The sequence below is a fragment of the Micrococcales bacterium genome (genome assembly GCA_016703125.1).
In the GTDB taxonomy this organism is placed as follows: Bacteria; Actinomycetota; Actinomycetes; order S36-B12; family UBA10799; genus JADKAV01.
In genome coordinates this window covers 235,298-261,453 of record JADJCR010000001.1, presented here as the reverse complement: position 1 = coordinate 261,453, position 26,156 = coordinate 235,298, and the positions used below count along the sequence as shown (strand labels likewise).

Sequence of the window (26,156 nt, the reverse complement as noted above, 5' to 3'; positions counted from 1 at the left end):
AGCCGGGACGCGCGGGCCTCTCACCCCACCGATGGGAATGACACGCGGAAACAGGCCCCGCCCTCCGGCGCGTGCCCGGCGGAGGCCCGCCCCCCGAGCCGCTCGGCCAGCCGGCCAACCAGTGCCAGCCCGACGCCGGTGCCGACCTGCCGCAGTCCCCGGTAGCGGCTGTACAACTCGGCGGGGACGAACGCGACCGCCAGGTCGCTGTCCGACAGGCCGGGCCCGCCGTCACGCACCTCCAAGTACCCGACCGGGGGGTCGTTGGCCACCTGCAGGATGATCGGCTCCCCGGCCGGGGTCACGCGCAGCGCGTTGGCCACGAGGTTGTCGATGATCTGGCGCACACGGCGTGGGTCACAACGCACCAGCACCGGTCGTTGGGGCGCGTGGCAGAACCACTTGACCCCCTCGGCGGCGCAGCGGTCCGCCCAGACCTCGTCGGCAGCAGCGGCGACGTCGCGCAGGTCCACCTCGACGATGTCCACCGGGAACTCCACGGCCCCGAGCCGCGCGAGATCCAGCAGGTCGGCGATCAGCGCATCGAGCCGGTGCGTTTCCGACAGCATCGTGCCGGCCACCCGTTCCACGTCGTCGTCGGGCACGACGCCGTCGGCCAGGGCCTCGGCGTACCCTCCGATGGCGGTCATCGGGGTGCGCAACTCGTGGCTGACCGACAGCAGGAAGTCCCGCTGTCGTTCCTCGCTGGTGGCCAGGCTGTCGCCCAACTGATTGAGCGCCACTGCGAGTTCCGCGACCTCGGCCGGGCCCTCGGGTTCCAGGCGCAGGTTGCGGTCGCCGGCCTGGAGGCGGCGGGCGGCGTTGACCAAGGTTCGCAGCGGCCGCGTCACCCTCCTGGCGAGCAATGCGCCGGCCAGCGCCGCCAGGACACCGCCGATGACGATGGCCATGCCGATCCGGCCCCACAACTCGCGAAGACCGAACCCGGACACCGACGTCGGCTGGATGAGCAGGAGACCGGTGTCCTTGGCGATCACGCGGCCCTCGAGCATGTAGGACTGCCCGTCGAGCGAGTACGTGGTGGTCAGTTTCGCCGTCGTCCAGAGCGGGACGAGCTCCGCGGCCGACAGACCCTGGGGGATGGCACCCTCGGGCGTGATCAGCGCGAGACTGACCTGTTCACGGCGCAAGGTGCTGATGAGGCGCTGCTGGATGGCGTCGGTCAATGGTCCCGTGGTCTGGGTAGAGGCCGCTGCAGCATCGGCCAACTGGGACAACTGTCTGTGCTGGTCGCGCAGTTCGGAGGCGCGCAGCAGCGGCAGCGCGGCGAGCCCGGTCATCAGTACCGCCAACAGGGCGACCAGAGTGGTCACCAGGACGGTGCGCAGGCCCAACGAGGACCGCCGGACTGTGTCAGCCGCGCTCGGTGCGGTCAGGACCCCATTGGGGGCGTCACTGGGCATCGGGGCCGGACTCGCTCGCCTCGGCGCCATAACCCACGCCGCGCACGGTCCGGATGATGTTGTTCTCGCCGAGCTTGCCGCGCAGTTGCGCCACGTGGACGTCGACGGTGCGGGTGTTGACCATGGCGGCGTAGCCCCACACCTCACTGAGCAGCTGGTCGCGGCTGAAGATCTGCCCCGGGTGCGTCATGAGGTAGAAGAGCAGGTCGAACTCGGTGGCGGTCAGTTCCACCGAGCGGCCAGCAACCGTGCAACGCCGGGTCATCGGGTCCATCTCGACCTTGCCGACACGCACCGCCTGGTTCTGCGCCTGCGGACCGCGGGCCCTGCGCACCACGGCCTTGACCCGCGCGACGACCTCTCGGGGACTGAAGGGTTTAGTGATGTAGTCGTCGGCGCCGAGTTCCAGGCCGAGCACCCGGTCGACTTCGTCATCCCGGGCGGTGCAGAACAGTACCGGTGTCCAGTCCTGCTCGGCTCGTAGCCGTCGGCAGACCTCAATGCCGTCCATGCCGGGCAGGCCCACGTCCAGCAGCACGCACGACGGCCGGTGATCCGCGATCGCCGTCAAGGCTTCCTGGCCGTCGGTCTCGACGAGCACCTGGAAGCCCTCGCGGCTCAGGTACATCCGAAGGAGGTCTGCAATGGCCGGCTCGTCCTCGACGACGAGCACCACCCCGCGTGCGGTGGTCACGCGTCAGCGGTGTCCTGCGCAGCAGCGCGGGCCGGGGCGTCCTTCTGCGGCTGACCCATGCCGGCCATGGCCATGGCCTTGCCGACGATGGCGCCGATCGGGACGAGTGCGACCCCCACCCAGAACAGCCACGGCTGAGCGATGATCAGTGCGATCGTCCCGACCAAGAACCCGATCGTCACGATCGTCGTCCCCGTCCACATCGCCGTCGTACGGCCGTGGTGGTTGTCATACATCGGCATGGGCAGAACCTCCAGATTCGATACCCGGAGTGTAACCAGTGGCGTCTGCCGGCGAGCCAGCACTGCGCCGTGTCCGCTCCCACGTTCCCCGTCGCCCTACTCGGTCGGATCCTCCCCGCGGTCCAGGCTCTCCCACATCTGCCGGGGGGTCACCTCCTCATCCTGCGCGGCGCGGCTGTATTTGCTGGACCACCCCGGCCACCGGGAGCCTCGCGCCAGTGTCAGCACTGCCCCGCCCAGACCCGCGGCCGCGGCAGCCAGGGCCGGCAGTGACCCCACCGCCAGCACCAGAGCACCCACCCACGCCACCGCACTGAGCCCCGCCAGCACGAGGCGCGCACCACCGGAGGCCAGCCAGATCGCAGCGATCGCCAGAAGTGCGGCCAGCAGTGCCGGTGCGAGCGCGGCATCGTCAGCGGCGACGAGGTAGAGCAGCCCGGCACCCAGGACGGTCAGGAGCAGCGCCACGGCCCGGGAGCTCACGTCATCTCCTCGGCGATGGCCAATGCGCGCAGGACGGCTGCGGCCTTGTTCTGGCACTCCTCGTCCTCAGCGACGGGGTCGGAGTCGGCGACGATCCCCGCGCCTGCCTGCACATGGGCCACACCGTCGCGCAGCACTGCGGTGCGGATGGCGATCGCTGTGTCCATGTCACCCGCCACGTCGAAATACCCGATGCATCCCGCGTACAAGCCCCGCCGGCTGTGTTCGAGTTCGTCGATGATCTCCATGGCGCGCGGCTTCGGGGCTCCGGATAGCGTGCCGGCGGGGAACGTAGCCGCCAGCAGGTCGTAGGCCCCCTCGCCGGGCGCAAGCCTGCCGACCACCGTGGACACGATGTGGTGGACGTGGGAGTACTGCTCGACCTGCATGAACTCCACGACATTCACGGTCCCGGGCGTGCACACCCGCCCGAGATCGTTGCGGCCCAGGTCGACGAGCATCAGGTGCTCAGCACGTTCTTTCGGGTCGGCCAGCAGATCCGCGACCAGGTCGGCGTCCTCGTCCGGGGTGCTCCCCCGCGGGCGGGTACCGGCGATGGGATGCAGCATCGCTTCGTCGCCGGTCAGTTTGACCAGCGCCTCGGGGCTGGACCCGACGACGCTGAACCCGGGGCTGTCCATCCCCTGCCCGCCCGGGATGTTCAGCAGGTACATGTAAGGGCTCGGGTTGGTCATGCGCAACGCGCGGTAGACGGTCAACGGGCTGGCGCCGCAGGGCTGGCTGAAACGCTGGGAGAGCACGATCTGGAAGGCATCGCCGGCGCGGATGTACTCCTTGGCGGTCTCCACCGAAGCCCGGAAGTCCGCATTGACCTGCGGTGGCCGGCGCGCAGCGGCCGGGATCGCGTGCACGGACGCCGGTGCCGCCGCATACAGATCGGCCTCCATGCGGTCCAGTCGTGAAACAGCGTCGTCGTAGGCGTCGTCGACACGCCCCGGGGAGTTGTCGTAGTTGACGGCGTTGGCGACCAGCCATACGGAACCGTCGACGTGGTCCATGACCGCGAGGTCGGTCACCAGCAGCATCGCCACCTCGGGCAGCTGCAGGTCGTCGGGGTTGGCGTCGGGCAGGTGTTCCCAGCGCCGCACCGCGTCGTAGCCGATGAGCCCGACCAGTCCACCGGTCAACGGCGGCAATCCCGGGGCCCGCGGGGTGCGCAGGGACGCCAGGGTGTCGCGCAGGGCATCCACCGCGAGGCCGGACGTCGGCAGGCCGACCGGGAGGTGGCCCACCCACTGCGCCTGGCCCCCGACATCGGTCAGCATCGCGGCGCTGCGGACACCGATGAAGGAGTAGCGGCTCCACGTCTGCCCGTTCTCCGCGGACTCGAGCAGGAATGTGCCCGGCCGGTCACCGGCCAGCTTCGCGAACAACCCGACCGGGGTCTGGTCGTCGACCAGGAAGCGCCGCACCACGGGGATGACCCGGCGGTCGCGCGCGAGCTCGCGGAACTGCTCTGCGGTGGGCGCAGTCACCCCGCTCGGCGTATGGCACACGCCGTACACGTCGGTCATGACCCCTCCGGCGCTACGCGTGCGGTATCGAAACACGAACGCAGCCCGGTGTGACACGCCGGGCCGGACTGCTCGACCATCAGCAGGATGGCGTCGCCGTCGCAGTCGATGCGCACCTCTTTGACTGCCTGAGTGTTGCCGGACGTCTCGCCCTTCACCCAGTACTGGCCACGGGAGCGCGACCAGTACGTTCCCCGCCCGGTCGCCAGAGTGCGCCGGACCGCCTCGGCGTCCATCCACGCCAGCATCAGGACCTCGCCGGTGTCCCACTGCTGCGCGATGGCCGGCAGCAGCCCGTCGGGGCCGAACTCGAGCCTCTGCAGCGTCTGCGCTATCCGCGAATCGTCGGCCATGGGGACATTGTGCCGCCGGTCCAACATGCAACCATTCAGGTATGGCGACGAAAGGGGCTCGGTGGGCTGCCGCGGGCACCGTACTCCTCGTGGCGGCGATGGTTGCCGCGGCGTCCGTGTGGATGATCCGCAACGCCCCGGACACCACTGAGCAGGCCGCGCAGACCATCCCTGGGGTGTACCCGATCTCCAGCCTCCGGTTCGCCGACTGCTACGCCATCCCGCGCGACGCCCGTGGCGACATCATGACCGCCGACGGTGTCTACGTGGTCAGTTGCGACGAAGAACACGACGGCCAGATCCTCGACCAGGTGGATCTGGGAAACCTCGACTGGGCCGGTTCGGTCGCCATGAAGGCCTCGGCGCAGAACCAGTGCTCGACGGCCTTCAACCGGTACCGCCCGACCTACGACGACCCCGAATCGCTGATCCCCGGCTACTTCCTGCCCAACGAGACGCAATGGGACAAGGGCAACCGCACGATCACCTGCACCCTGACGATGGAGGCGCCTTTCACCGGGCCGCGGTTGTAGGGCCGGTGGCCTGGGCCAACCGCGAGGCCCGCTGGCTCATCCTGACCGCACCGTGAGCCCCGCGACCGCCATCGCCTCTTTGACCTCACCGATCGACAACGTGCCGTAGTGGAAGACGCTGGCCGCCAGGACGGCATCGGCTCCCGCCCGGACCGCCGAGACGAAGTCCTCCGGCGCGCCCGCGCCACCACTGGCGATGACCGGCACATCCACGGCCGCCCGCACCAGTTCGATGAGTTCGGTGTCGAATCCAGAGGTGGTGCCGTCGGCGTCCATGCTGTTTAGCAGGATCTCCCCAGCCCCCATCCGCGCGCCATTGCCCGCCCACGCGATCGCGTCGATCCCGGTCCCCTTGCGGCCGCCGTGCGTGGTGATCTCGAAGCCACTGGCCATCCCCCGAGCGCGGCGGGCGTCGACGCTGAGCACGACGCACTGGTTGCCGAACCGCCGTGCGGCCCGCGTGAGCAGGTCCGGATCGGCGATCGCCGCGGTGTTCACTCCCACCTTGTCGGCCCCCGCGCGCAGCAGCACATCGAAGTCCTCCACCTTGCGGACTCCACCTCCGACCGTCAGCGGGATGAACACCGCATCGGCGGTGCGGCGGACCACGTCGATCATGGTGGCGCGGCCGCCGGAACTGGCAGTGATGTCGAGGAACACCAATTCGTCGGCACCCTCGGCGTTGTACCTCGTGGCCAGTTCGACAGGATCGCCGGCGTCGCGCAGGCCCTCGAAATTGACGCCCTTGACCACCCGTCCGGCGTCAACGTCGAGGCATGGGATGACCCGCACGGCCAGGCTCATCGAACGGCCGCCAGCGCCTCGGGCAGAGTGAAGGACCCCGCGTAGAGGGCCTTGCCCACGATGGCGCCCTCCACCCCCGGCACCGTCGCGATCGCGCGCAGGTCATCCAGCGATGACACCCCGCCGGAGGCCACCACGGGCCGGTCGGTGGCACCGCACACGTCGCGCAGCAGGTCCAGGTTGGGCCCGGTCAGGGTCCCGTCGCGCCGCACGTCGGTGACGACGTAGCGTGCGCACCCCTCGGCGTCGAGGCGGGCCAGCGTTGCGAACAACTCCCCGCCCTCCTGCGTCCATCCGCGCGCCGCCAGCGTGGTGCCGCGCACGTCCAGCCCGATCGCCACCCGGTCGCCGTGCTCGGCGATCACCTTCGCGCACCACTGCGGCTGCTCAAGCGCGGCGGTGCCGATGTTCACCCGGCGGCAGCCCGTGGCCAGAGCCGAGGCCAAGGACGCGTCGTCGCGGATCCCGCCGGACAACTCCACATCGACATCCAGTTGTGCGACGACACGCGCCAGCAGTTCGGCATTGCTGCCCCGGCCGAACGCAGCGTCGAGGTCCACCAGGTGGATCCACTGCGCCCCCTGCTCCTGCCACGTGAGGGCCGCATCCACCGGGTTGCCGTAGTCGGTCTCCGTGCCGGCCTCCCCCTGCACCAGGCGCACGGCCTGACCGTTGGCGACATCGACGGCGGGCAGCAGTTCCAGGGACATACATCGAGCGTACTGAGGCCACCCGGGCAAGCGGACGGACGTCGCCGGCTACAGAAACGCGTACTGGCCGTCCGGCGGCCAGTTCCCGTCCGCAGCGCGTGCCCGCAGCGCGTCGACAACCCGTCCGGTGCGGGCACGATCCTGCGGGAAGGACTTGGAACTGATGAACAGCATTCCCACTGGGATCCGCCCCGTGGCCAGCCAGCGCGTGCTCAGCGGGACGAAGTCCCGGATGTTGCCAGTCACCAGGATGCGACCCTGCGCGGCCGCCAGCTCGAGCACCTCCGCGTCGCTCATCCCACGCAGTGCAGGATCACCGCTGACGGCCAACACATCAAGTTCGGGCAACTGGTCGCGGATCTTCGACGGCAGCATCTCATCGAGCAGCAGCCGCTTCACCGACCCAGCAGTCCGCTGGTGCGCCGCAGGGCTCGCTCGGCAGTCGCCTGCGCGTCACGAGCATCGCGCACCTGCTGGTCGATCTCATCCGGGTAGTCCCCGTAATAGCGCACCGCGATCTGCACGGCCGGGACCGGCAACCCCGCGTTGTCCGCCACCAGGGCCAGCCCATTATCCGCACCCAGATGGAGATCCGCCTCCCGCGCCGAGATCACCGCGGTGATCACCTCCCAGACATCGGGGCCGCCGGCCAACCCGGCACGCCGGCCGGCCGGGCCGTCACGGAAGACGATCCCAGGATGTTCGTCCATGCGCAGCCCCTCCTCCACGAGTAGCGCCGCCGCCCCCGAACTGGTCATTCCGGGGTGGCGCGAGGCATACGCGGACAACTTGTTCAGCGTCGAGGTCTCGAAGCGCACGGACCGAGGACTGCTCATGACTACAGTGTAGTCTCCGGTCGCGGGAGAGCGTCTGGCGAAGCCTTGGGACGTACACCCATCCCCGATCACGCCGCGTCCAGTCGCCGCTCCAACTCCTGGCAGGCTGCGAGGTACGCGCGCAGCGCCTCCACCTCCAGCCGGTGCAGCTTTCCCTTCAGGGTCTGCGCCTGCACACGCCGGTTCAGTCGCTCCCGCAACGTCCCGCTTCGGCCCTCGGCCAACAATCCGTCGATGGCAGCCGTCACCCGCACCCACTCATGTGCCAACCCTGCTCGCATGCATCCTCCTCAGCCCTGGGATTCGGACGCTACGGCGGCGATACGACGCTGCGGCCGACGTCATCCACAGCCGGCTCGGCAGGAGGCTACCTACAGCCCGAGCACCCCGGGGTTCATGATCCCGGCGGGGTCGAGATGGTCCTTGATGGCCCGCAGCAACTCCACACCGGAGTCCCCGATCTCCGCCCCCAACCAGGGAGCGTGGTCCCGGCCCACGGCGTGATGGTGGGTGATCGTTGCCTCGGTGTCGACGAGCGCCTGGGTGGCAACCACCTTGGCAGCCCGCCACTGCGCGACCGGGTCGTCTGCCATTGGACAGATCACCGTGAAGTACAGGCTTGCGCCGGTCGGGTACACGTGCGAGAGGTGCGTTCCGATCAGCGGCGCACCCAAGGCCCCTCGCAGAGCGTCGTGCACCGCGTCGTACGTGGCGTCGAGCTGCGACCACTCATTGGCGGTCTCGAGAGTCTCCACCAGGTATCCGGCGTCGAGCAGGTCGTCACGAAGGTAGGGCGCCTCGAACCGGTTCTTCTCCCAGGACCGGCCTACCCCGCTGCCCAGCCCCACCGCGCCGAAACGGCGGAAGACCTTGTGGGCGTGGCCGCGCCGGGCCGTGACCAGATCGGCGGGACCCTCCCAGCCGACGATGGCGAGGCAGCCGCCGGCCACCTTGCGGAAGGCCGTGTAGCGGTCGAAGGCCACCTTCTTGAGCCCGCCCACGCCGCTCATCGCCAGGTTCACCGCGCTCTCGTCGGCGTCGGACAGCCGCATGACATCCGGGGTCGCGCGGTCCTGGGCGAGCAGGCGGAAGGCGCGTTTGCCGGCCGCGAAGGTGGGGAACAGCAATCCCTCGTACACCTTCTTCTCCGGCAGCGGCCGCACACGCAGTCCCACCTCGGTGATGATCCCCAACGAGCCCTCGCTGCCCATGAAGAGTTCCTGCAGGTCGGGGCCGGCGGCAGTGCCCGGAGCCCGCCCGAGGTCAAAGTCGCCACGCGGAGTTGCGACCCGCAACTTGGTGACCGTGGCATCAGCACGGCCATAACCCGTGGACGTCTGACCGGCCGAGCGCGTCGCCGCATATCCCCCGACGGTCGCCCGTTCCCACGACTGGGGCACGTGACCCCACGTGAATCCACGCGCTTCGAGCCAGCGCTCGAGTTCCGGACCGCTGATCCCCGCCTGCACGCGCACCTCGCCGGACTCCGCGTCGAGGTGCTGCACTGCGTTCATCGCCCAGAGCGCCACCCCGATGGTCAGACGATCGGTGACGTCGACCCCGTCCACCACGCTCGTACCACCGCCGAAGGGAACGACTGCCCAACCCTTCGCAAACGCCAGATCAAGTACCTGGCGCACATGGTCGTGGTCGCGGGGCAGCACTACGGCATCGACTGCCGGCACCTGCTGGGCCGGCCAGCGCCGGTGGCACAAGTCGATGAAGGAGAAGCCGCCGGAGCACCGCAGGCGCAGCAGATCATCGGTGTCGACCTCACAGTCCAGGGCGGCGAATTCCTCGGCCGGGATGCGGGCGGCCCGAACCGGCACCTGCGCCAGGTCGGCAGCGGGCCGCGGTTCCACGCCACCCATTCCGCGGTCGGCCAGGAACTCCTGCAGGGTGAGCGGGACACCGTGTCCACCGCCGCCCCACCGCTGCACCATCTCCGTGGACACGACCATGCTTCCTCCTGGATCTTGGGGCTGCATCACTCTGACGTCGATGTTACACTAAATGCTATGGTGTCACAGCCCACGCGTGACGAGGTCAGCAACCGCCTACTGGATTCCGCAGCGGCGTTGATCATCAACGGCGGTCCGGCGGCGGCCACCGTTTCGGCCATCGCCACCGAGGCCGGCGTCTCGCGGATGACCGTCTACCGCAAGTTCCCCGACAAGCACGCCATCCTCGCGGCGCTGTTCAACCGGGAACTCGGCGAGATCGTGGCACAGACCAGCCGGCTCGACGCCCCCACCCAACGTGACCGCATCGTGGAAGGGGTGGCGCTCACCGTCACGCGCATCAACGATCATCCACTGATGGCAGCGGTGTTGCGCCACGAGCCGGAAGAACTGACCGAGTGGATCACCGGCAGACTCGGCGGCACGCAGCGCCTGGCCCGCACGGTGCTGCACGACCTCATCGTCGAGGGGCAACCCGGCACCGGCGACGGCAGCATCCGCCCCGGGAACGCGGACGCCATGTCGTTGACCTTGGTCCTCGTCGCGCAGACCTTCGTCTTCGCCCACCGCATCGGCGGGAACGAGACGGAACTGCGCCTGCTTGTGAAGGGATACCTATCGTGATCCGTCCTGCTGAACCGTCGAGTCTGCTCAATGCCACCCGCCGCGAGTCCGAACTGCATCGGCTGCGTGCCCGCGGCCACGCGCAGGTCCTCGTGGTCGGCGGCGGGATCACCGGCGTCGGTGTGGCGCTGGACGCCGCGGCACGCGGCATGCAGGTCACCCTCATCGAGCGTCACGACCTCGCGCACGGCACGAGCCGCTGGAGCAGCAAGTTGATCCACGGCGGCCTGCGCTACCTGGCCTCCGGACACATCGATGTCGCACTGGAGAGCGCCAAAGAGCGCCACCTGCTGATGACGGTCATCGCCCCGCACCTGGTACGCGCGTTGCCGACACTGATCCCCAACTACGGCGGCAAGGACCCGCTGATCAGCTACGCCGGTCTCATCGCCGGCGACGTGCTTCGGGCGATCTCGGGGACGAAGCGCGCCACGCTCCCCCGCGCCCGATTCGTGGACACCCGGACCGCGCTGACGATGGCACCGGCCCTGCGCCCCGATGGGCTGAAGGGCGCGATCGTCGGGTGGGACGGCCAGGTGGAGGACGACGCCCGGCTGGTGGTTGCCGTGGCCCGCACCGCGGCCGCCTACGGCGCGGAGGTCCTGACGCACGTCGATGCAGTCGCTGTCGGAGACGGCAGGGCGACTCTGCGCGATGAGACCGGCGAGTTCACCATTGATTGCGACCAGATCATCACCTGCACCGGCGTGTGGACCGAGGAACTCAATCCGGAGATTCGTCTGAGCCCCAGCCGTGGCACACATCTTGTGATCCCGTCCGAGCGATTGGGCCACCCGACCGCCTCCATGACTGTTGCGATTCCGGAGGAGTTCGGCCGCTTCGTGTTCGCGATCCCGCAGCCTGACGGCCTCACTTACGTCGGCCTCACCGACCTCCCCACGGAATCGCTGCTGCCCGACCCCCGGAACCGACCACCGAGGAGATCGACTGGCTGTGCGAGCGCATCTCCGCCGCGCTGGCCGTACCGCTTCACTCCGAGGACGTGATCGGCACGTTCAGCGGTCTGCGGCCGCTGGTCAGCGACGCCCACGCACAGACCGCGGACATCTCTCGCAAGCACCTGGTCGCCCGCCAGCCCGACGGCACGATCGCCGTGACCGGCGGCAAACTGACGGCATACCGGAAGATGGCCGAGGACGCCGTGGACCTCATCTCGGGCCAGCCCTGCCCGACCACGCGGATCGCCCTGGTGGGGGCGCCCGGCGACAGTCGCAGCCGCGACCGCCTCACCCGCCGGTTCGGGTCTGAGGCACCACTTCTTCGCGAGGCGATCGAGCGCGACCCACAACTCGGGGAGCATGTCGGCGACACCCCCGCGCTGGCGGTCGAGGTGCAGTGGGCTCGGGAGGCCGAAGGTGCTCTGACGCCGGACGAGGCGGCGGAAACGCGTTTGCGGGTGCTGTTGATCGAGGCTGGCCGCGCCGATGCGTTGGCGGCCGTCAGATCAGCGTGGTGAAACCGGAGTCAGTGCAGGCTCCTGATCGCCTCCGCCCACCCTCGGAGGCCGGACCCGTCAACGGTCATTGTCGAAGATCAGCGCGATCGGCCTACGCCGCAGGTCCGAGCCGCAGGCGCAGAGGGCAGCGACCTTGTTCTTAGCCTGAGGCACGGGCCGTCACCTCTATTCAGTTTGCTGCGGAGCCGACTACAAAGAGTCACCGAACGGGTCTCGGAAGCGACATCCCCCCGGACCTGCCACGCCCGGTCTGGAGCGGGCGGAGGGTCCCGCGATCGCCAGAAAGAAGATAACGATTCGGACACGGCCACAAATCCAGGGCGCGTTCCCTCACAGCGTGTACGCTGCGCGGCGCCGGTTTAACTCCACTGGGGGATACCCGAGCCAGCGACGCGGAGTTACCCTGCGATCAGCCGGACAGCCGATGGGTGATACCCACATCGGACGGCGAGGAGGGTTTCATGATTACGTACCGTGACGCACACCCTCGCGCGTTTACGTCCGCTTCACATGCTCACAGCACGCTCATTACATCCAGAGTTTCCTCCGGTGCACAAAATCGGGGTTCTGACGGGAGGCACGACCATGTTTAGGAAGTTCCTTGGAGGGCTTACTTCCACAGCTGTAGTCGCCGGGATGGTGGCTGCAGGGGTCGTGGCTACCGCGACACCGGCGGCGGCGAGTTTCCAGGTGCCGGTGGCTCCCGGATCCGGCGACTCCGGTTTCTACAACACGTCGAGTGATAACCCGACCTTGCCCTCCCAGTGCGGGCTGGACTTCGGTCTGGTGCTGGACTCCTCCGGGTCGATCGGCAACACCGGCATCGCGAACCTGAAGACGGCGGCCAACGCGTTCGTCGACTCACTGGTCGACACAGGGTCGAGGGTGGCGGTGACGAGTTTCTCCACGAGCAGCCCCGGTACCGGGGGCACGAACCTGGCACCGACGGCGCTGACCAGCGCGAACCTCAACACGATCAAGAACTCGTACGCCAACCTGAGTTCCAACGGGTGGACGAACTGGCAGGACGGCCTGGTCAAGATGGACGCCTTCGGAGGCTGGACCGGCAGCAGCCCCGATCTGATGGTGTTCATCACTGACGGCAACCCGAACACCACCAACACCAGTACCCCTGGCCAGTACAACGACGGTGCAAAGGCCGCCGTGAACCCGGCCATCACCATCGCCAACGGCATGAAGGCCGACGGCACGAAGATGTTCGGCATCGCAGTGGGATCATCGATCTCGCTGAACCCGATCATGGCGATCACGAACCAGACCGCCTACAACGGCTCCAACTTCCCGATCGCCGGTTACGTGCAGACCAACGACTACGCCGCGCTGGCCCAGCAGTTGAAGGAACTGGCCGTTGACCTGTGCGCGCCGTCGCTGACCATCACCAAACTGGCCGACACCCCGGACACGCAGGGCTTCCAGCCGGCCAACGGGTGGACCTTCGACACCACCGTGACCATCCCGGGCGCTTCCGGAAAGTGGGTCACACCCACCACCGACGTGATCCCGCAGAACACGGCGATCACTCGGTCCGCTGCCACCGTCAACGGTGGTGCGGTCAACTTCCAGTGGGAGCCCAACGGCAACTTCCCGACCAACCCGGTGATCGTCAAAGAGACCCTGCAGAACGGCTACGAACGCGACCCGCTGCTGGCGTGTGTGGCGCGGAACGTCATTGCGGGCACCCAACGCAACATCAACCCGACCGTTGACGGGAACGGAAACTGGACCCTCGGACAGATCGAATCCCGCGAGATCGTCACCTGCACCGCCAAGAACACCCTCACGAAACTGAAACTGACGAAGACCGTGTCCGGCGGTTCCGCCACGCCGGCCGAGTTCACCCTCACAGCCACCTCCCCCAACGCACCGTCGTACTCCAAGCCGGGCAACCACCCGACGTTCGAACCCATCAACGGTGGTGTCGTCTACACCCTCGGCGAGACCGGACCCGCGAACTACACCGGCGGCACCTGGTCCTGCACCAACGGCGTCAACGTCAGCAACGGCAACCAGATCACCGTCCCCAAGGGCACCCAGACCGAGTGCACCATCGCGAACACTCGTGATACGGGGCGCCTGAAGTTGGTCAAGAAGACCGACCCGGCCTCGGTGAACGCGAACGGCTGGACGCTGACCGCGACCGGCCCGAACGGTGCCCCGAATGTATCCAACCTCGGTGGCCAGGGAACCCTGACCACCGTCTGGGCCGGCGTCGACTACACCCTGGCGGAGAACCCGAACCCGGGTGCCAACTACGCCTCTTCGGCGTGGACCTGTAAGGACCAGGCCAACGCCACCGTCCCAGTGGCCGACGGCAAAGTCCAGGTCGGCAAGGGCAAGGACGTGACCTGTGAGATCACCAACACCCGCGACGCGGGCACGTTGAGGCTGGTCAAGAAGACCGACCCGGCCTCAGTGAACCCGGACGGATGGACACTCTCGGCGACCGCGACGACCCCCTTCGACGGGAAGAACTTCAGCAACGCTGGCGGCTCCGGCACGCCGCAAAGCGTGTATGCCGGCACTCCGTACACCTTGGCCGAGTCCCCGAACCCGGGTGCGAACTACACCTCTTCGGTGTGGACCTGCAAGGACGGCGCGGACAACCCTGTCACCGTGACCAACAGTGCGGTCACCGTCTCGAAGAACCAGGCCGTTACTTGCGAGATCACCAACACCCGCGACACCGGGTCCCTGAAACTGGTCAAGAAGGTCTCGGGTGGCGACAAGACCCCGGCCGACTACGACCTCACGGCGACCGCGACGACCCCCTTCGACGGGAAGAACTTCACCGTCAAGGGAGACTCGGACACCTTCAAGTCCGTGTTCGCCAACGTCGACTACACCCTTTCGGAGCTCCCCAACCCGGGTGCGAACTACACCGCTTCGGTGTGGACCTGCAAGGACGGCGCGAACAACCCTGTCACCGTGACCAACAGTGCGGTCACCGTCGCCAAGAACGCGCAGGTGACCTGCGAGATCACCAACACCCGTGACCTGGCGAAGCTGGCCGTGGTGAAGAAGGTCGACGGCGGGGCCAGCGTGCCCGCCGACTGGAAGCTCTCGGCCATCGCCGCAGCCCCCAACGCCGGCAAGAACATCGTCGACCGGGCCGGCAACATCACCACCCTGGCCGAGGTCTACGCAGGCACCGAGTACACCCTGTCCGAGGACGGGCCGGGCAACTACACCGCCAGCAACTGGGTCTGCACCGGCACCGGTGTCACCCAGAACGGCAACAAGGTCACCGTCGCCAAGAACGGCGAAGTCACCTGCGAGATCACCAACACCCGTGACCTGGCGAAGCTGGCCGTGGTGAAGAAGGTCGACGGCGGGGCCAGCGTGCCCGCCGACTGGAGGCTCTCGGCCATCGCCGCAGCCCCAACGCCGGCAAGAACATCGTCGACCGGGCCTGCAACATCACCACCCTGGCCGAGGTCTACGCCGGCACCGAGTACACCCTGTCCGAGGACGGGCCGGGCAACTACACCGCCAGCAACTGGGTCTGCACCGGCACCGGTGTCACCCAGAACGGCAACAAGGTCACCGTCGCCAAGAACGGCGAAGTCACCTGCGAGATCACCAACACCCGTGACCTGGCGAAGCTGGCCGTGGTGAAGAAGGTCGACGGCGGGGCCAGCGTGCCCGCCGACTGGAAGCTCTCGGCCATCGCCGCAGCCCCCAACGCCGGCAAGAACATCGTCGACCGGGCCGGCAACATCACCACCCTGGCCGAGGTCTACGCCGGCACCGAGTACACCCTGTCCGAGGACGGGCCGGGCAACTACACCGCCAGCAACTGGGTCTGCACCGGCACCGGTGTCACCCAGAACGGCAACAAGGTCACCGTCGCCAAGAACGGCGAAGTCACCTGCGAGATCACCAACACCCGTGACCTGGCGAAGCTGGCCGTGGTGAAGAAGGTCGACGGCGGGGCCAGCGTGCCCGCCGACTGGAAGCCTCGGCCATCGCCGCAGCCCCAACGCCGGCAAGAACATCGTCGACCGGGCCGGCAACATCACCACCCTGGCCGAGGTCTACGCAGGCACCGAGTACACCCTGTCCGAGTCCGGGCCGGGCAACTACACCGCCAGCAACTGGGTCTGCACCGGCACCGGTGTCACCCAGAACGGCAACAAGGTCACCGTCGCCAAGAACGGCGAGGTCACCTGTGAGATCACCAACACCCGTACCGAAGCGGAGTTGAGACTGGTCAAGAAGGTCACCGGTGACAACAACGCCAATCCGCCGGCCGAGTGGGACCTGTCAGCTGCCGCCAGCGCTCCCAACGACGGTAAGAACTTCACCGTCCAGGGCGACGCGGATACCTTCCAGGGTGTGTTCGCGGGCACCGAGTACACGCTGTCCGAGGACGGTCCTGGCAGTTACACCGCCAGCGCCTGGGTCTGCGAGGACGAGCAGGGCGCCCCGGTGTCCTCCACCGGTGGCAAGGTGACCGTTACTACCGGCGCGAAGGTGACCTGTGAGATCACCAACGACCGGAACACCGCCGAACTCAAACTGGTGAAGAAGGTCACCGGCGATAACGACGCGAAGGGCCCGAACGACTGGACCCTCAGCGCTGACGCCACTGCGCCGTTGAACGACAAGAACTTCTCGAACCTTGGTGGTCAGGGAACGTTCAAGTCGGTCTACACCGCGATCGACTACACCCTGTCCGAGTCCGGTCCTGGTGACTACACCGCCAGTACCTGGGTGTGCAAGGACGAGCAGGGCGCCCCGGTGTCCTTCACCGGCGGCAAGCTCAACCTCGACAAGGGCGACAAGGTGACCTGTGAGATCACCAACGACCGTGACACCGCGGAACTGAAGCTGGTGAAGAAGGTCACCGGTGGCGACCAGGCGGCTGACGCGTGGACGTTGTCTGCTGCTGCCACGGCACCGTTGAATGACAAGAACTTCTCCAACCTCGGTGGTCAGGGAACGTTCAAGTCGGTCTACACCGCGATCGAGTACACCCTCGGCGAGACCGGTCCTGGGGACTACTCCCCAGCGACTGGGTGTGCACCGACGAGCAGGGCGCCCCGGTGTCCTCCACCGGCGGCAAGCTCACCCTGGACAAGGGCGACAAGGTCACCTGTGAGATCACCAACGACCGTGATCTCGGCGAGTTGAAACTGGTGAAGAAGGTCACCGGTGACAACGGCGACAAGGCCCCGGCCGATTGGGACCTGAGCGCTGCCGCGGCCGCGCCGCTGAACGGGTACAACTTCACCGTCGCCGGTGACGCGGACACGTTCAAGACCGTGTTCTCCAACACCGAGTACACCTTGAGCGAGTCCGGGCCGGGTAACTGCACGGCCAGCACCTGGACCTGCAAGAACGGCCTGGGTGACCCGGTGAGTGTGACCGACGGGAAGGTGAAGGTCGGTAAGAGCGCGAAGGTGACCTGTGAGATCACCAACGACCGGAACACCGCCGAACTCAAACTGGTGAAGAAGGTCACCGGCGACAACGACGCGAAGGGCCCGAACGACTGGACCCTCAGCGCTGACGCCACGGCGCCGTTGAACGACAAGAACTTCTCGAACCTTGGTGGTCAGGGAACGTTCAAGTCGGTCTACTCCGCGATCGACTACACCCTGTCCGAGTCCGGTCCTGGTGACTACACCGCCAGTACCTGGGTGTGCAAGACCGACACCGACGTGACCCTCCCGGTCACGGATGGCAAGGTCACGCTGGGCAAGGACAGCAAGGTGACCTGTGAGATCACCAACGACCGGAACACCGCCGAACTCAAACTGGTGAAGAAGGTCACCGGCGATAACGACGCGAAGGGCCCGAACGACTGGACCCTCAGCGCTGACGCCACGGCGCCGTTGAACGACAAGAACTTCTCGAACCTTGGTGGTCAGGGAACGTTCAAGACCATCTATAGCGGCGTCATGTACACCCTGTCCGAGTCCGGTCCTGGTGACTACACCGCCAGTACCTGGGTGTGCAAGGACGAGCAGGGCGCGATCGTGCCGTCTCCCGGCGGTCAGATCGGCCTGGGCAAGTACGGCAAGGTGACCTGTGAGATCACCAACGACCGTGACACCGCGGAACTGAAGCTGGTGAAGAAGGTCACCGGTGGCGACCAGGCGGCTGACGCGTGGACGTTGTCTGCTGCTGCCACGGCACCGTTGAACGACAAGAACTTCTCCAACCTCGGTGGTCAGGGAACGTTCAAGTCGGTCTACACCGCGATCGAGTACACCCTCGGCGAGACCGGTCCTGGGGACTACTCCCCCAGCGACTGGGTGTGCACCGACGAGCAGGGCGCCCCGGTGTCCTCCACCGGCGGCAAGCTCACCCTGGACAAGGGCGACAAGGTCACCTGTGAGATCACCAACGACCGTGATCTCGGCGAGTTGAAACTGGTGAAGAAGGTCACCGGTGACAACGGCGACAAGGCCCCGGCCGATTGGGACCTGAGGCGCTGCCGCGGCCGCGCCGCTGAACGGGTACAACTTCACCGTCGCCGGTGACGCGGACACGTTCAAGACCGTGTTCTCCAACACCGAGTACACCTTGAGCGAGTCCGGGCCGGGTAACTACACGGCCAGCACCTGGACCTGCAAGAACGGCCTGGGTGACCCGGTGAGTGTGACCGACGGGAAGGTGAAGGTCGGTAAGAGCGCGAAGGTGACCCGTGAGATCACCAACGACCGGAACACCGCCGAACTCAAACTGGTGAAGAAGGTCTCCGGTGGATCAGCGACCGCTGATGACTGGACGCTGACGGCGAAGGCCGCGGCGCCGTTGAACGACAAGAACATCTCGACCCCGGGCGGGTCGGGCGTGTTCGAGACCGTCTACAGCGGCACCGACTACACCCTGGCCGAGTCCGGTCCGGGCAACTACACCGCCGATGCGTGGCTGTGTGAGTCCGACCAGAACGGGCAGGTGGGCCCGCAGATGGTCCAGCAGGGTGACACCGTGTCCCTGACCAAGGGTGAGAAGGTCACCTGCACCATTCTGAACACCCGTGACCTGGCCCAGTTGAAGTTGGTCAAGCAGGTCGAGGGAAGAACAACCCGGATGACTGGACGTTGACCGCGAAGGCGGCTGCCCCGGATGACGGGCTGAACATCTCGACCCCGGGTGGGTCGGGGCAGTTCGAGGACGTCTACGCCGGTAGCGAGTACACCCTGGCCGAGACCGGCCCCGGCGGCTACACGCCGTCCGAGTGGGTGTGTCTGCCGGCAGGTGACGTGCCTGACCAGGTGACTGCTGCGGACCTGCAGGAGGCGCTGAACAACGGCGACACCATCACCTTGGAGAAGGGCCAGAAGGTCACGTGCACGATCATCAACACCCGTGACCTGGGCTCGTTGAAGATCACGAAGGTGTTCGACCCGAAGGCCTCCGGGTACGCCAAGGCGTTCGACATCGACTACAAGTGCGGTGACGACCCGAAGCAGACCGTGCAGGTCAAGGCCGGGGAGTCGGTCACGATCGACGGGATCCCGACCGGCACCGAGTGCACCGTCACCGAGGTCAAACCGACCGATCCGCCGGCCGGCTGGTCGTTCTCCGAACCGACCTACGACCCGGCCAACGGCAAGGTCACGGTCAGCGAGAAGGGCGGCACGGTCGCGGTCACGGTGACCAACGAGATCCTCAAACCCGGGATCAACATCGTGAAGACCGCCTCGGCCACCCAGGTCAACCCCGGAGAGACCGTCACCTACACCTACACGGTGACCAACCCCGGGGACGCCACCTTGGACCAGGTGAAGGTCAGCGACGACAAGTGCTCACCAGTGACCTACCAGTCCGGTGACACCAACGGTGACAACAAACTGCAGACCACCGAAACGTGGACATTCACCTGCAGCATGCCGATCACCGTGGCGACCACCAACGTCGCAGTCGCGTCCGGTAAGGACAAGAACGGCCTCGAGGTCACCGCGCAGGACAGCTTCACGGTGGCCGTGGTCAGCCCGGTCGTGGCCAAGAAGATCTGCCCGATCGACGTCACGCTGCACAAACCGCAGCCGAAGAAGGTCGGGAACAAGGTCTTCACCAACAAGATCAAGACCAAGAAGTCCTCTTGCGTCCTGCTCAAACCCGTCGTGCTCTGCCGCCCGCTGGGCAGCACCGCCGCCGGTGAAACCGCCTTCTGCGACACCAAGGTCACCAAGAAGGGCCGCATCACGGTCAAGACCAAAGGCTACGACGCCGTCAAGGTCAGCGTCGTCGTGCGCACCAAACCCAAGCCAGGCTTCACCGACCAGTGGAAACCCAACACCTGGCGCAAATCCTGGATCCTGAGGTAACACCAGGAACCCGATTGGAAGGGCCCGCACCCACCACGGTGCGGGCCCTTCTGCCTGCCCGGACAGCCGGCCACCGGGCCGGGCGGGCCGGCCTGAGCAGGTCCCGACCCGCACCGTGACTACGCAGGGTAGCCGAACCGGACTTCCGGTGAGTGGCAGTCGGGTGCACCGCGGGGTGCCCCCAGGCGCCGCGATCTGCCCCGTGACGAGCATCACAAAGATAACGATTTGACAACGCCTGGATGTATCCCGAAATTTACCCACACCACCCCCACCGTCCCGCGGGGGATTAACTCCGTAGGGGGATACCCGGCCCGACGACTCGGAGTTACCCTGCAATCAGCCGGACAGCCGATGGGTGATACCCACATCGGACGGCGAGGAGGGTTTCATGATTACGTACCGTGACGCACACCCTCGCGCGCTTACGTCCGCTTCACACGCAGTTACCGCACGCATTACATCCAAGTTTTCCTCCGGTGCACAAAATCGGGGTTCTGACGGGAGGCACGACCATGTTTAGGAAGTTCCTTGGAGGGCTTACTTCCACAGCTGTAGTCGCCGGGATGGTGGCTGCAGGGGTCGTGGCTACCGCGACACCGGCGGCGGCGGCGTTCACGATCTCGCCGTACAACCAGTCCACCGACAACCCGACGCTGGCGTCGCAGTGCGGCCTGGACTTCGGGCTGGTCCTGGACTCCTCCGGGTCGATCGGCAACACCGGCATCGCGAACCTGAAGACCGCGGCCAACGCGTTCGTGGACTCACTGGTCGACACCGGGTCCAAGGTGGCCGTCACCAGTTTCTCCACGACGAGCCCCGGCACCGGTGGCACCAACCTCGCGCCGACCGCTCTTACGTCGGCGAACCTCACCACGGTCAAGAACTCGTACAACAATCTCAGTTCCAACGGATTCACCAACTGGCAAGATGGCCTGACCAAGATGGACGCGTTCGGCGGCTGGACGAGCGGGGCCCCCGACCTGATGGTGTTCATCACTGACGGCAACCCGAACACGATCGGCAACGGTCCGGGGAACAACGCAAGCCCCGACGGCAGCACCACCGCGGTGAACCCGGCCATCACGATCGCCAACGGCATGAAAACCGACGGCACGAAGATGTTCGGCATCGCGGTGGGCAGCAACATCACCCTGAATCCGATCATGGCGATCACGAACCAGACCGCCTACAACGGCTCCAACTTCCCGACCGCCGGCTACGTGCAGACCAACGACTACGCGGCACTGGCCCAGCAGTTGAAGGAACTGGCTGTTGACCTGTGTGCCCCGTCGCTGACCATTACCAAACTGGCCGACACCCCGGACACCCAGGGCTTCCAGCCGGCCAACGGGTGGACCTTCGACACCACCGTGACCATCCCCGGCACCACGGGCAAGTGGGTCACACCCACCACCGACGCGATTCCGCAGAACACTGCGAGCACTCGGTCCGCTGCCACCGCCAACGGCGGAGCGGTGAACTTCCAGTGGGAGCCAAACGGCAACTTCCCGACCAACCCGGTGATCGTCAAAGAAACCCTGCAGAACGGCTACGAACGCGATCCGCTGTTGGTGTGTGTGGCGCGGAACGTCATTGCGGGCACCCAACGCAACATCAACCCGACCGTTGACGTTAACGGCAACTGGACCCTCGGATCGATCGAATCCCGCGAGATCGTCACCTGCACCGCCAAGAACACCCTCACGAAACTGAAGCTGACGAAGACCGTGTCCGGCGGCGGGACGGTTCCCGCTGACTGGACCATGACGGCGACCTCGCCGAATGCCCCGTCGTACTCCAAGCCGGGCAACCACCCGACGTTCGAACCCATCAACGGCGGTGTCGTCTACACCCTCGGTGAGACCCCGCCCGCCGGGCAGACCGGCAACTACACCCCCGGGACCTGGCAGTGCACCAACGGCGTGAACGTGAGCAACGGCAACCAGATCACCGTCCCGAAAGGCACCCAGACCGAGTGCACCATCACTAACACCCGCAAGACGGTGAACATCAAACTGGTGAAGAAGGTCGACGGAGGCGGCAGCGTGCCCGCCGACTGGACGCTCAAGGCCGACGGCCCAGCCGGATCGCTGTCCTACTCCAAGCCGGGCAACCACAACGCGTTCGAGCCGATCTGGGCCAACGCCGAGTACACCCTGTCCGAGACCGCCCCCGCGGGCCAGGCCGCCAACTACACCGCCAGCACTTGGACCTGCGACAACGGTGTGACCGTCAACGCCAGCAAGATCACGGTGCCCGCGGGTACTCCCAACGTGACCTGCGAGATCACCAACACCCGTAAGACGGTGAACGTCAAACTGGTGAAGAAGGTGGACGGTGGTGGCAGCGTGGCGGCCGACTGGACCCTCACGGCCACCGGCCCGGCGGGTTCACCGTCCTACAGCAAGCCCGGCAACCACAACGCGTTCGAGCCGATCTGGGCCAACGCCGAGTACACCCTGGGTGAGACCGCCCCCGCGGGCCAGGCCGGCAACTACACCGCCAGCACTTGGACCTGCGACAAGGGCGTGACCGTCACCGGTGGCAAGATCACCGTCCCAGCGGGCACCACCGACGTGACCTGCGAGATCACCAACACCCGCAAGACGGTGAACGTCAAACTGGTGAAGAAGGTGGACGGTGGTGGCAGCGTGGCGGCCGACTGGACCCTCACGGCCACCGGCCCGGCGGGTTCACCGTCCTACAGCAAGCCCGGCAACCACAACGCGTTCGAGCCGATCTGGGCCAACGCCGAGTACACCCTGGGTGAGACCGCCCCCGCGGGCCAGGCCGGCAACTACACTCCCGGTACCTGGTCCTGTGACAAGGGCGTGACCGTCACCGGTGGCAAGATCACCGTCCCAGCGGGCACCACCGACGTCACTTGCGAGATCACCAACACCCGCAACACTGCCAAGTTGAAGCTGGTCAAGAAGGTCGACGGGGGCACCGCGGTGCCGAACGACTGGACCCTCACGGCCACCGGTCCCAACGGTGCGCCGAACGTGTCCAACCTGGGCGGCCAGGGAACCCTGACCACAGTGTGGTCCGGCGTGGAGTACACGCTGGCCGAGAACCCGAACCCGGGTGCGAACTACACCGCCTCCGCGTGGACCTGTGACAGCGGCGTCACCGTCACTGGCGGCAAGATCACCCTTACCAAGGGTGCCGAGGTGACCTGCGAGATCACCAACACCCGCAACCTCGCGGAGTTGAAACTGGTCAAGAAGGTCACCGGTGACAACGGCGACAAGGCCCCGGGTGCCTGGGATCTGACCGCTGCCGCTGCCGCGCCTAACAACGGCAAGAACTTCACTGTCAAGGGCGACGCCGACACCTTCCAGGGTGTGTTCGCGGGCACCGAGTACACGCTGTCCGAGAACGGGCCGTTCAACTACACGCCCAGCGACTGGGTGTGCAAGGACGCCCAGGGCGCCCCGGTGTCCTCCACCGGTGGCAAGGTCACCGTCGCGACCGGCGCGAAGGTGACCTGTGAGATCACCAACGACCGTGACACGGCCGAACTGAAGCTGGTGAAGAAGGTCACCGGCGATAACGACGCGAAGGGCCCGAACGACTGGACCCTCAGCGCTGACGCCACGGCGCCGTTGAACGACAAGAACTTCTCGAACCTTGGTGGTCAGGGAACGTTCAAGTCGGTCTACTCCGCGATCGACTACACCCTGTCCGAGTCCGGTCCTGGCAACTACACCGCCAGTACCTGGGTGTGCACCGATGAGCAGGGCGCCCCGGTGTCCTCCACCGGTGGCAAGGTCAACCTGGACAAGGGCGACAAGGTGACCTGTGAGATCACCAACGACCGTGACACCGCGGAACTGAAGCTGGTGAAGAAGGTCACCGGTGGCGACCAGGCGGCTGACGCGTGGACGTTGTCTGCTGCTGCCACGGCACCGTTGAACGACAAGAACTTCTCCAACCTCGGTGGTCAGGGAACGTTCAAGTCGGTCTACACCGCGATCGAGTACACCCTCGGCGAGACCGGTCCTGGGGACTACTCCCCCAGCGACTGGGTGTGCACCGACGAGCAGGGCGCCCCGGTGTCCTCCACCGGCGGCAAGCTCACCCTGGACAAGGGCGACAAGGTCACCTGTGAGATCACCAACGACCGTGATCTCGGCGAGTTGAAACTGGTGAAGAAGGTCACCGGTGACAACGGCGACAAGGCCCCGGCCGATTGGGACCTGAGCGCTGCCGCGGCCGCGCCGCTGAACGGGTACAACTTCACCGTCGCCGGTGACGCGGACACGTTCAAGACCGTGTTCTCCAACACCGAGTACACCTTGAGCGAGTCCGGGCCGGGTAACTACACGGCCAGCACCTGGACCTGCAAGAACGGCCTGGGTGACCCGGTGAGTGTGACCGACGGGAAGGTGAAGGTCGGTAAGAGCGCGAAGGTGACCTGTGAGATCACCAACGACCGGAACACCGCCGAACTCAAACTGGTGAAGAAGGTCTCCGGTGGATCAGCGACCGCTGATGACTGGACGCTGACGGCGAAGGCCGCGGCGCCGTTGAACGACAAGAACATCTCTACCCCGGGCGGGTCGGGCGTGTTCGAGACCGTCTACAGCGGCACCGACTACACCCTGGCCGAGTCGGGTCCGGGCAACTACACCGCCGATGCGTGGCTGTGTGAGTCCGACCAGAACGGGCAGGTGGGCCCGCAGATGGTCCAGCAGGGTGACATCGTGTCCCTGACCAAGGGTGAGAAGGTCACCTGCACCATTCTGAACACCCGTGACCTGGCCCAGTTGAAGTTGGTCAAGCAGGTCGAGGGGAAGAACAACCCGGATGACTGGACGTTGACCGCGAAGGCGGCCGCCCCGGATGACGGGCTGGACATCTCGACCCCGGGTGGGTCGGGGCAGTTCGAGGACGTCTACGCCGGTAGCGAGTACACCCTGGCCGAGACCGGCCCCGGCGGCTACACGCCGTCCGAGTGGGTGTGTCTGCCGGCAGGTGACGTGCCTGACCAGGTGACTGCTGCGGACCTGCAGGAGGCGTTGAACAACGGCGACACCATCACCTTGGAGAAGGGCCAGAAGGTCACGTGCACGATCATCAACACCCGTGACCTGGGCTCGTTGAAGATCACGAAGGTGTTCGACCCGAAGGCCTCCGGGTACGCCACGGCGTTCAACATCGACTACAAGTGCGGTGACGACCCGAAGCAGACCGTGCAGGTGAAGGCCGGGGAGTCGGTCACGATCGACGGGATCCCGACCGGCACCGAGTGCACCGTCACCGAGGTCAAACCGACCGATCCGCCGGCCGGCTGGTCGTTCTCCGAACCGACCTACGACCCGGCCAACGGCAAGGTCACGGTCAGCGAGAAGGGCGGCACGGTCGCGGTCACGGTGACCAACGAGATCCTCAAACCCGGGATCAACATCGTGAAGACCGCCTCGGCCACCCAGGTCAACCCCGGAGAGACCGTCACCTACACCTACACGGTGACCAACCCCGGGGACGCCACCTTGGACCAGGTGAAGGTCAGCGACGACAAGTGCGCACCGGTGACCTACCAGTCCGGTGACACCAACGGTGACAACAAACTGCAGACCACCGAAACGTGGACATTCACCTGCAGCATGCCGATCACCGTGGCGACCACCAACGTCGCGATCGCGTCCGGTAAGGACAAGAACGGCCTCGAGGTCACCGCGCAGGACAGCTTCACGGTGGCCGTGGTCAGCCCGGTCGTGGCCAAGAAGATCTGCCCGATCGACGTCACGCTGCACAAACCGCAGCCGAAGAAGGTCGGGAACAAGGTCTTCACCAACAAGATCAAGACCAAGAAGTCCTCTTGCGTCCTGCTCAAACCCGTCGTGCTCTGCCGCCCGCTGGGCAGCACCGCCGCCGGTGAAACCGCCTTCTGCGACACCAAGGTCACCAAGAAGGGCCGCATCACGGTCAAGACCAAGGGCTACGACGCCGTCAAGGTCAGCGTCGTCGTGCGCACCAAACCCAAGCCAGGCTTCACCGACCAGTGGAAACCCAACACCTGGCGCAAATCCTGGATCCTGAGGTAACACCAGGAACCCAATTGGAAGGGCCCGCACCCACCACGGTGCGGGCCCTTCTGCCTGCCCGGGGCACCCTTGAGAGGCAACCGCGGCCCCGTCACCCCCTGGTACGTGGGTCACGCAGTTG

Annotated in this window: 21 protein-coding genes and 1 pseudogene; 10 read left to right on the top strand and 12 right to left on the bottom strand. The window is 66.5% G+C overall.

Annotated features, from left to right (window positions below):
* Window positions 1-20 precede the first annotated feature (20 nt).
* From IPG68_01255 to hisI, 6 genes are all read right to left on the bottom strand, one after another.
* Complete coding sequence (locus tag IPG68_01255; protein ID MBK6761979.1) at window positions 21-1,424, bottom strand: HAMP domain-containing histidine kinase; 1,404 nt, start codon at window positions 1,422-1,424, stop codon at window positions 21-23.
* Window positions 1,414-2,118, bottom strand: coding sequence for a response regulator transcription factor (locus IPG68_01250; protein MBK6761978.1), 705 nt, complete (start codon window positions 2,116-2,118; stop codon window positions 1,414-1,416). The genes IPG68_01255 and IPG68_01250 overlap by 11 nt, the downstream gene beginning before the upstream one ends.
* Window positions 2,115-2,360 carry a hypothetical protein gene (locus IPG68_01245; protein ID MBK6761977.1) on the bottom strand — a complete coding sequence of 82 codons (246 nt, stop codon included), beginning with the start codon at window positions 2,358-2,360 and terminating at the stop codon, window positions 2,115-2,117. The genes IPG68_01250 and IPG68_01245 overlap by 4 nt, the downstream gene beginning before the upstream one ends.
* Window positions 2,361-2,456: 96 nt before the next feature.
* Window positions 2,457-2,843 (bottom strand): Trp biosynthesis-associated membrane protein, encoded by a 387-nt coding sequence (locus tag IPG68_01240; protein ID MBK6761976.1) that lies wholly within the window; start codon window positions 2,841-2,843, stop codon window positions 2,457-2,459.
* Window positions 2,840-4,378, bottom strand: a complete 1,539-nt coding sequence (locus tag IPG68_01235) for an anthranilate synthase component I (protein MBK6761975.1) — start codon at window positions 4,376-4,378, stop codon at window positions 2,840-2,842. Before IPG68_01235 ends, IPG68_01240 begins: the two co-directional genes overlap by 4 nt.
* The gene (hisI, locus tag IPG68_01230) at window positions 4,375-4,731 is read right to left on the bottom strand and encodes a phosphoribosyl-AMP cyclohydrolase (protein ID MBK6761974.1); all 357 of its coding nucleotides are present in this window, start codon (window positions 4,729-4,731) and stop codon (window positions 4,375-4,377) included. The genes IPG68_01235 and hisI overlap by 4 nt, the downstream gene beginning before the upstream one ends.
* Window positions 4,732-4,772: 41 nt before the next feature.
* On the opposite strand from hisI, the gene IPG68_01225 reads away from it, so the two are divergent.
* Window positions 4,773-5,264, top strand: a complete 492-nt coding sequence (locus IPG68_01225; protein ID MBK6761973.1) for a septum formation family protein — start codon at window positions 4,773-4,775, stop codon at window positions 5,262-5,264.
* A gap of 36 nt (window positions 5,265-5,300) precedes the next feature.
* On the opposite strand, the gene hisF is transcribed toward IPG68_01225, so the two are convergent.
* From hisF to IPG68_01195, 6 genes are all read right to left on the bottom strand, one after another.
* Entirely contained in the window at window positions 5,301-6,068 is a 768-nt protein-coding gene (gene hisF / locus IPG68_01220) for an imidazole glycerol phosphate synthase subunit HisF (protein MBK6761972.1), read from the bottom strand.
* Complete coding sequence (gene priA / locus IPG68_01215) at window positions 6,065-6,778, bottom strand: bifunctional 1-(5-phosphoribosyl)-5-((5-phosphoribosylamino)methylideneamino)imidazole-4-carboxamide isomerase/phosphoribosylanthranilate isomerase PriA (GenBank protein ID MBK6761971.1); 714 nt, start codon at window positions 6,776-6,778, stop codon at window positions 6,065-6,067. The genes hisF and priA overlap by 4 nt, the downstream gene beginning before the upstream one ends.
* A 48-nt stretch (window positions 6,779-6,826) precedes the next feature.
* A complete protein-coding gene (locus IPG68_01210; GenBank protein MBK6761970.1) occupies window positions 6,827-7,177 on the bottom strand; it encodes a DUF5615 family PIN-like protein in 351 nt (116 codons plus the stop codon).
* A complete protein-coding gene (locus tag IPG68_01205) occupies window positions 7,174-7,614 on the bottom strand; it encodes a hypothetical protein (GenBank protein MBK6761969.1) in 441 nt (146 codons plus the stop codon). Before IPG68_01205 ends, IPG68_01210 begins: the two co-directional genes overlap by 4 nt.
* A 68-nt stretch (window positions 7,615-7,682) precedes the next feature.
* A complete protein-coding gene (locus IPG68_01200) occupies window positions 7,683-7,895 on the bottom strand; it encodes a hypothetical protein (protein MBK6761968.1) in 213 nt (70 codons plus the stop codon).
* Between the two features lie 90 nt (window positions 7,896-7,985).
* A complete protein-coding gene (locus IPG68_01195) occupies window positions 7,986-9,575 on the bottom strand; it encodes an FAD-binding oxidoreductase (GenBank protein ID MBK6761967.1) in 1,590 nt (529 codons plus the stop codon).
* Between the two features lie 57 nt (window positions 9,576-9,632).
* Between IPG68_01195 and IPG68_01190 the strand changes: the two genes are divergently transcribed.
* From IPG68_01190 to IPG68_01150, 9 genes and pseudogenes are all read left to right on the top strand, one after another.
* On the top strand, window positions 9,633-10,199 hold the full coding sequence (locus IPG68_01190; protein ID MBK6761966.1) for a TetR/AcrR family transcriptional regulator: 567 nt from the start codon (window positions 9,633-9,635) through the stop codon (window positions 10,197-10,199).
* Window positions 10,196-11,676 (top strand): annotated as a pseudogene (locus tag IPG68_01185) (glycerol-3-phosphate dehydrogenase/oxidase). The gene IPG68_01190 and the pseudogene IPG68_01185 overlap by 4 nt, the downstream one beginning before the upstream one ends.
* Before the next feature lie 654 nt (window positions 11,677-12,330).
* Window positions 12,331-15,312, top strand: a complete 2,982-nt coding sequence (locus tag IPG68_01180) for a VWA domain-containing protein (protein ID MBK6761965.1) — start codon at window positions 12,331-12,333, stop codon at window positions 15,310-15,312.
* Window positions 15,309-15,869 carry a hypothetical protein gene (locus IPG68_01175; protein ID MBK6761964.1) on the top strand — a complete coding sequence of 187 codons (561 nt, stop codon included), beginning with the start codon at window positions 15,309-15,311 and terminating at the stop codon, window positions 15,867-15,869. The genes IPG68_01180 and IPG68_01175 overlap by 4 nt, the downstream gene beginning before the upstream one ends.
* A gap of 28 nt (window positions 15,870-15,897) precedes the next feature.
* Window positions 15,898-16,830 carry a hypothetical protein gene (locus IPG68_01170; GenBank protein ID MBK6761963.1) on the top strand — a complete coding sequence of 311 codons (933 nt, stop codon included), beginning with the start codon at window positions 15,898-15,900 and terminating at the stop codon, window positions 16,828-16,830.
* The gene (locus IPG68_01165) at window positions 16,743-18,185 is read left to right on the top strand and encodes a hypothetical protein (protein MBK6761962.1); all 1,443 of its coding nucleotides are present in this window, start codon (window positions 16,743-16,745) and stop codon (window positions 18,183-18,185) included. Before IPG68_01170 ends, IPG68_01165 begins: the two co-directional genes overlap by 88 nt.
* A 19-nt stretch (window positions 18,186-18,204) precedes the next feature.
* Entirely contained in the window at window positions 18,205-18,753 is a 549-nt protein-coding gene (locus IPG68_01160; GenBank protein ID MBK6761961.1) for a hypothetical protein, read from the top strand.
* A complete protein-coding gene (locus IPG68_01155) occupies window positions 18,750-19,979 on the top strand; it encodes a DUF11 domain-containing protein (protein MBK6761960.1) in 1,230 nt (409 codons plus the stop codon). Before IPG68_01160 ends, IPG68_01155 begins: the two co-directional genes overlap by 4 nt.
* Window positions 19,980-20,563: 584 nt before the next feature.
* Complete coding sequence (locus IPG68_01150) at window positions 20,564-26,035, top strand: VWA domain-containing protein (protein MBK6761959.1); 5,472 nt, start codon at window positions 20,564-20,566, stop codon at window positions 26,033-26,035.
* Window positions 26,036-26,156 lie beyond the last annotated feature (121 nt).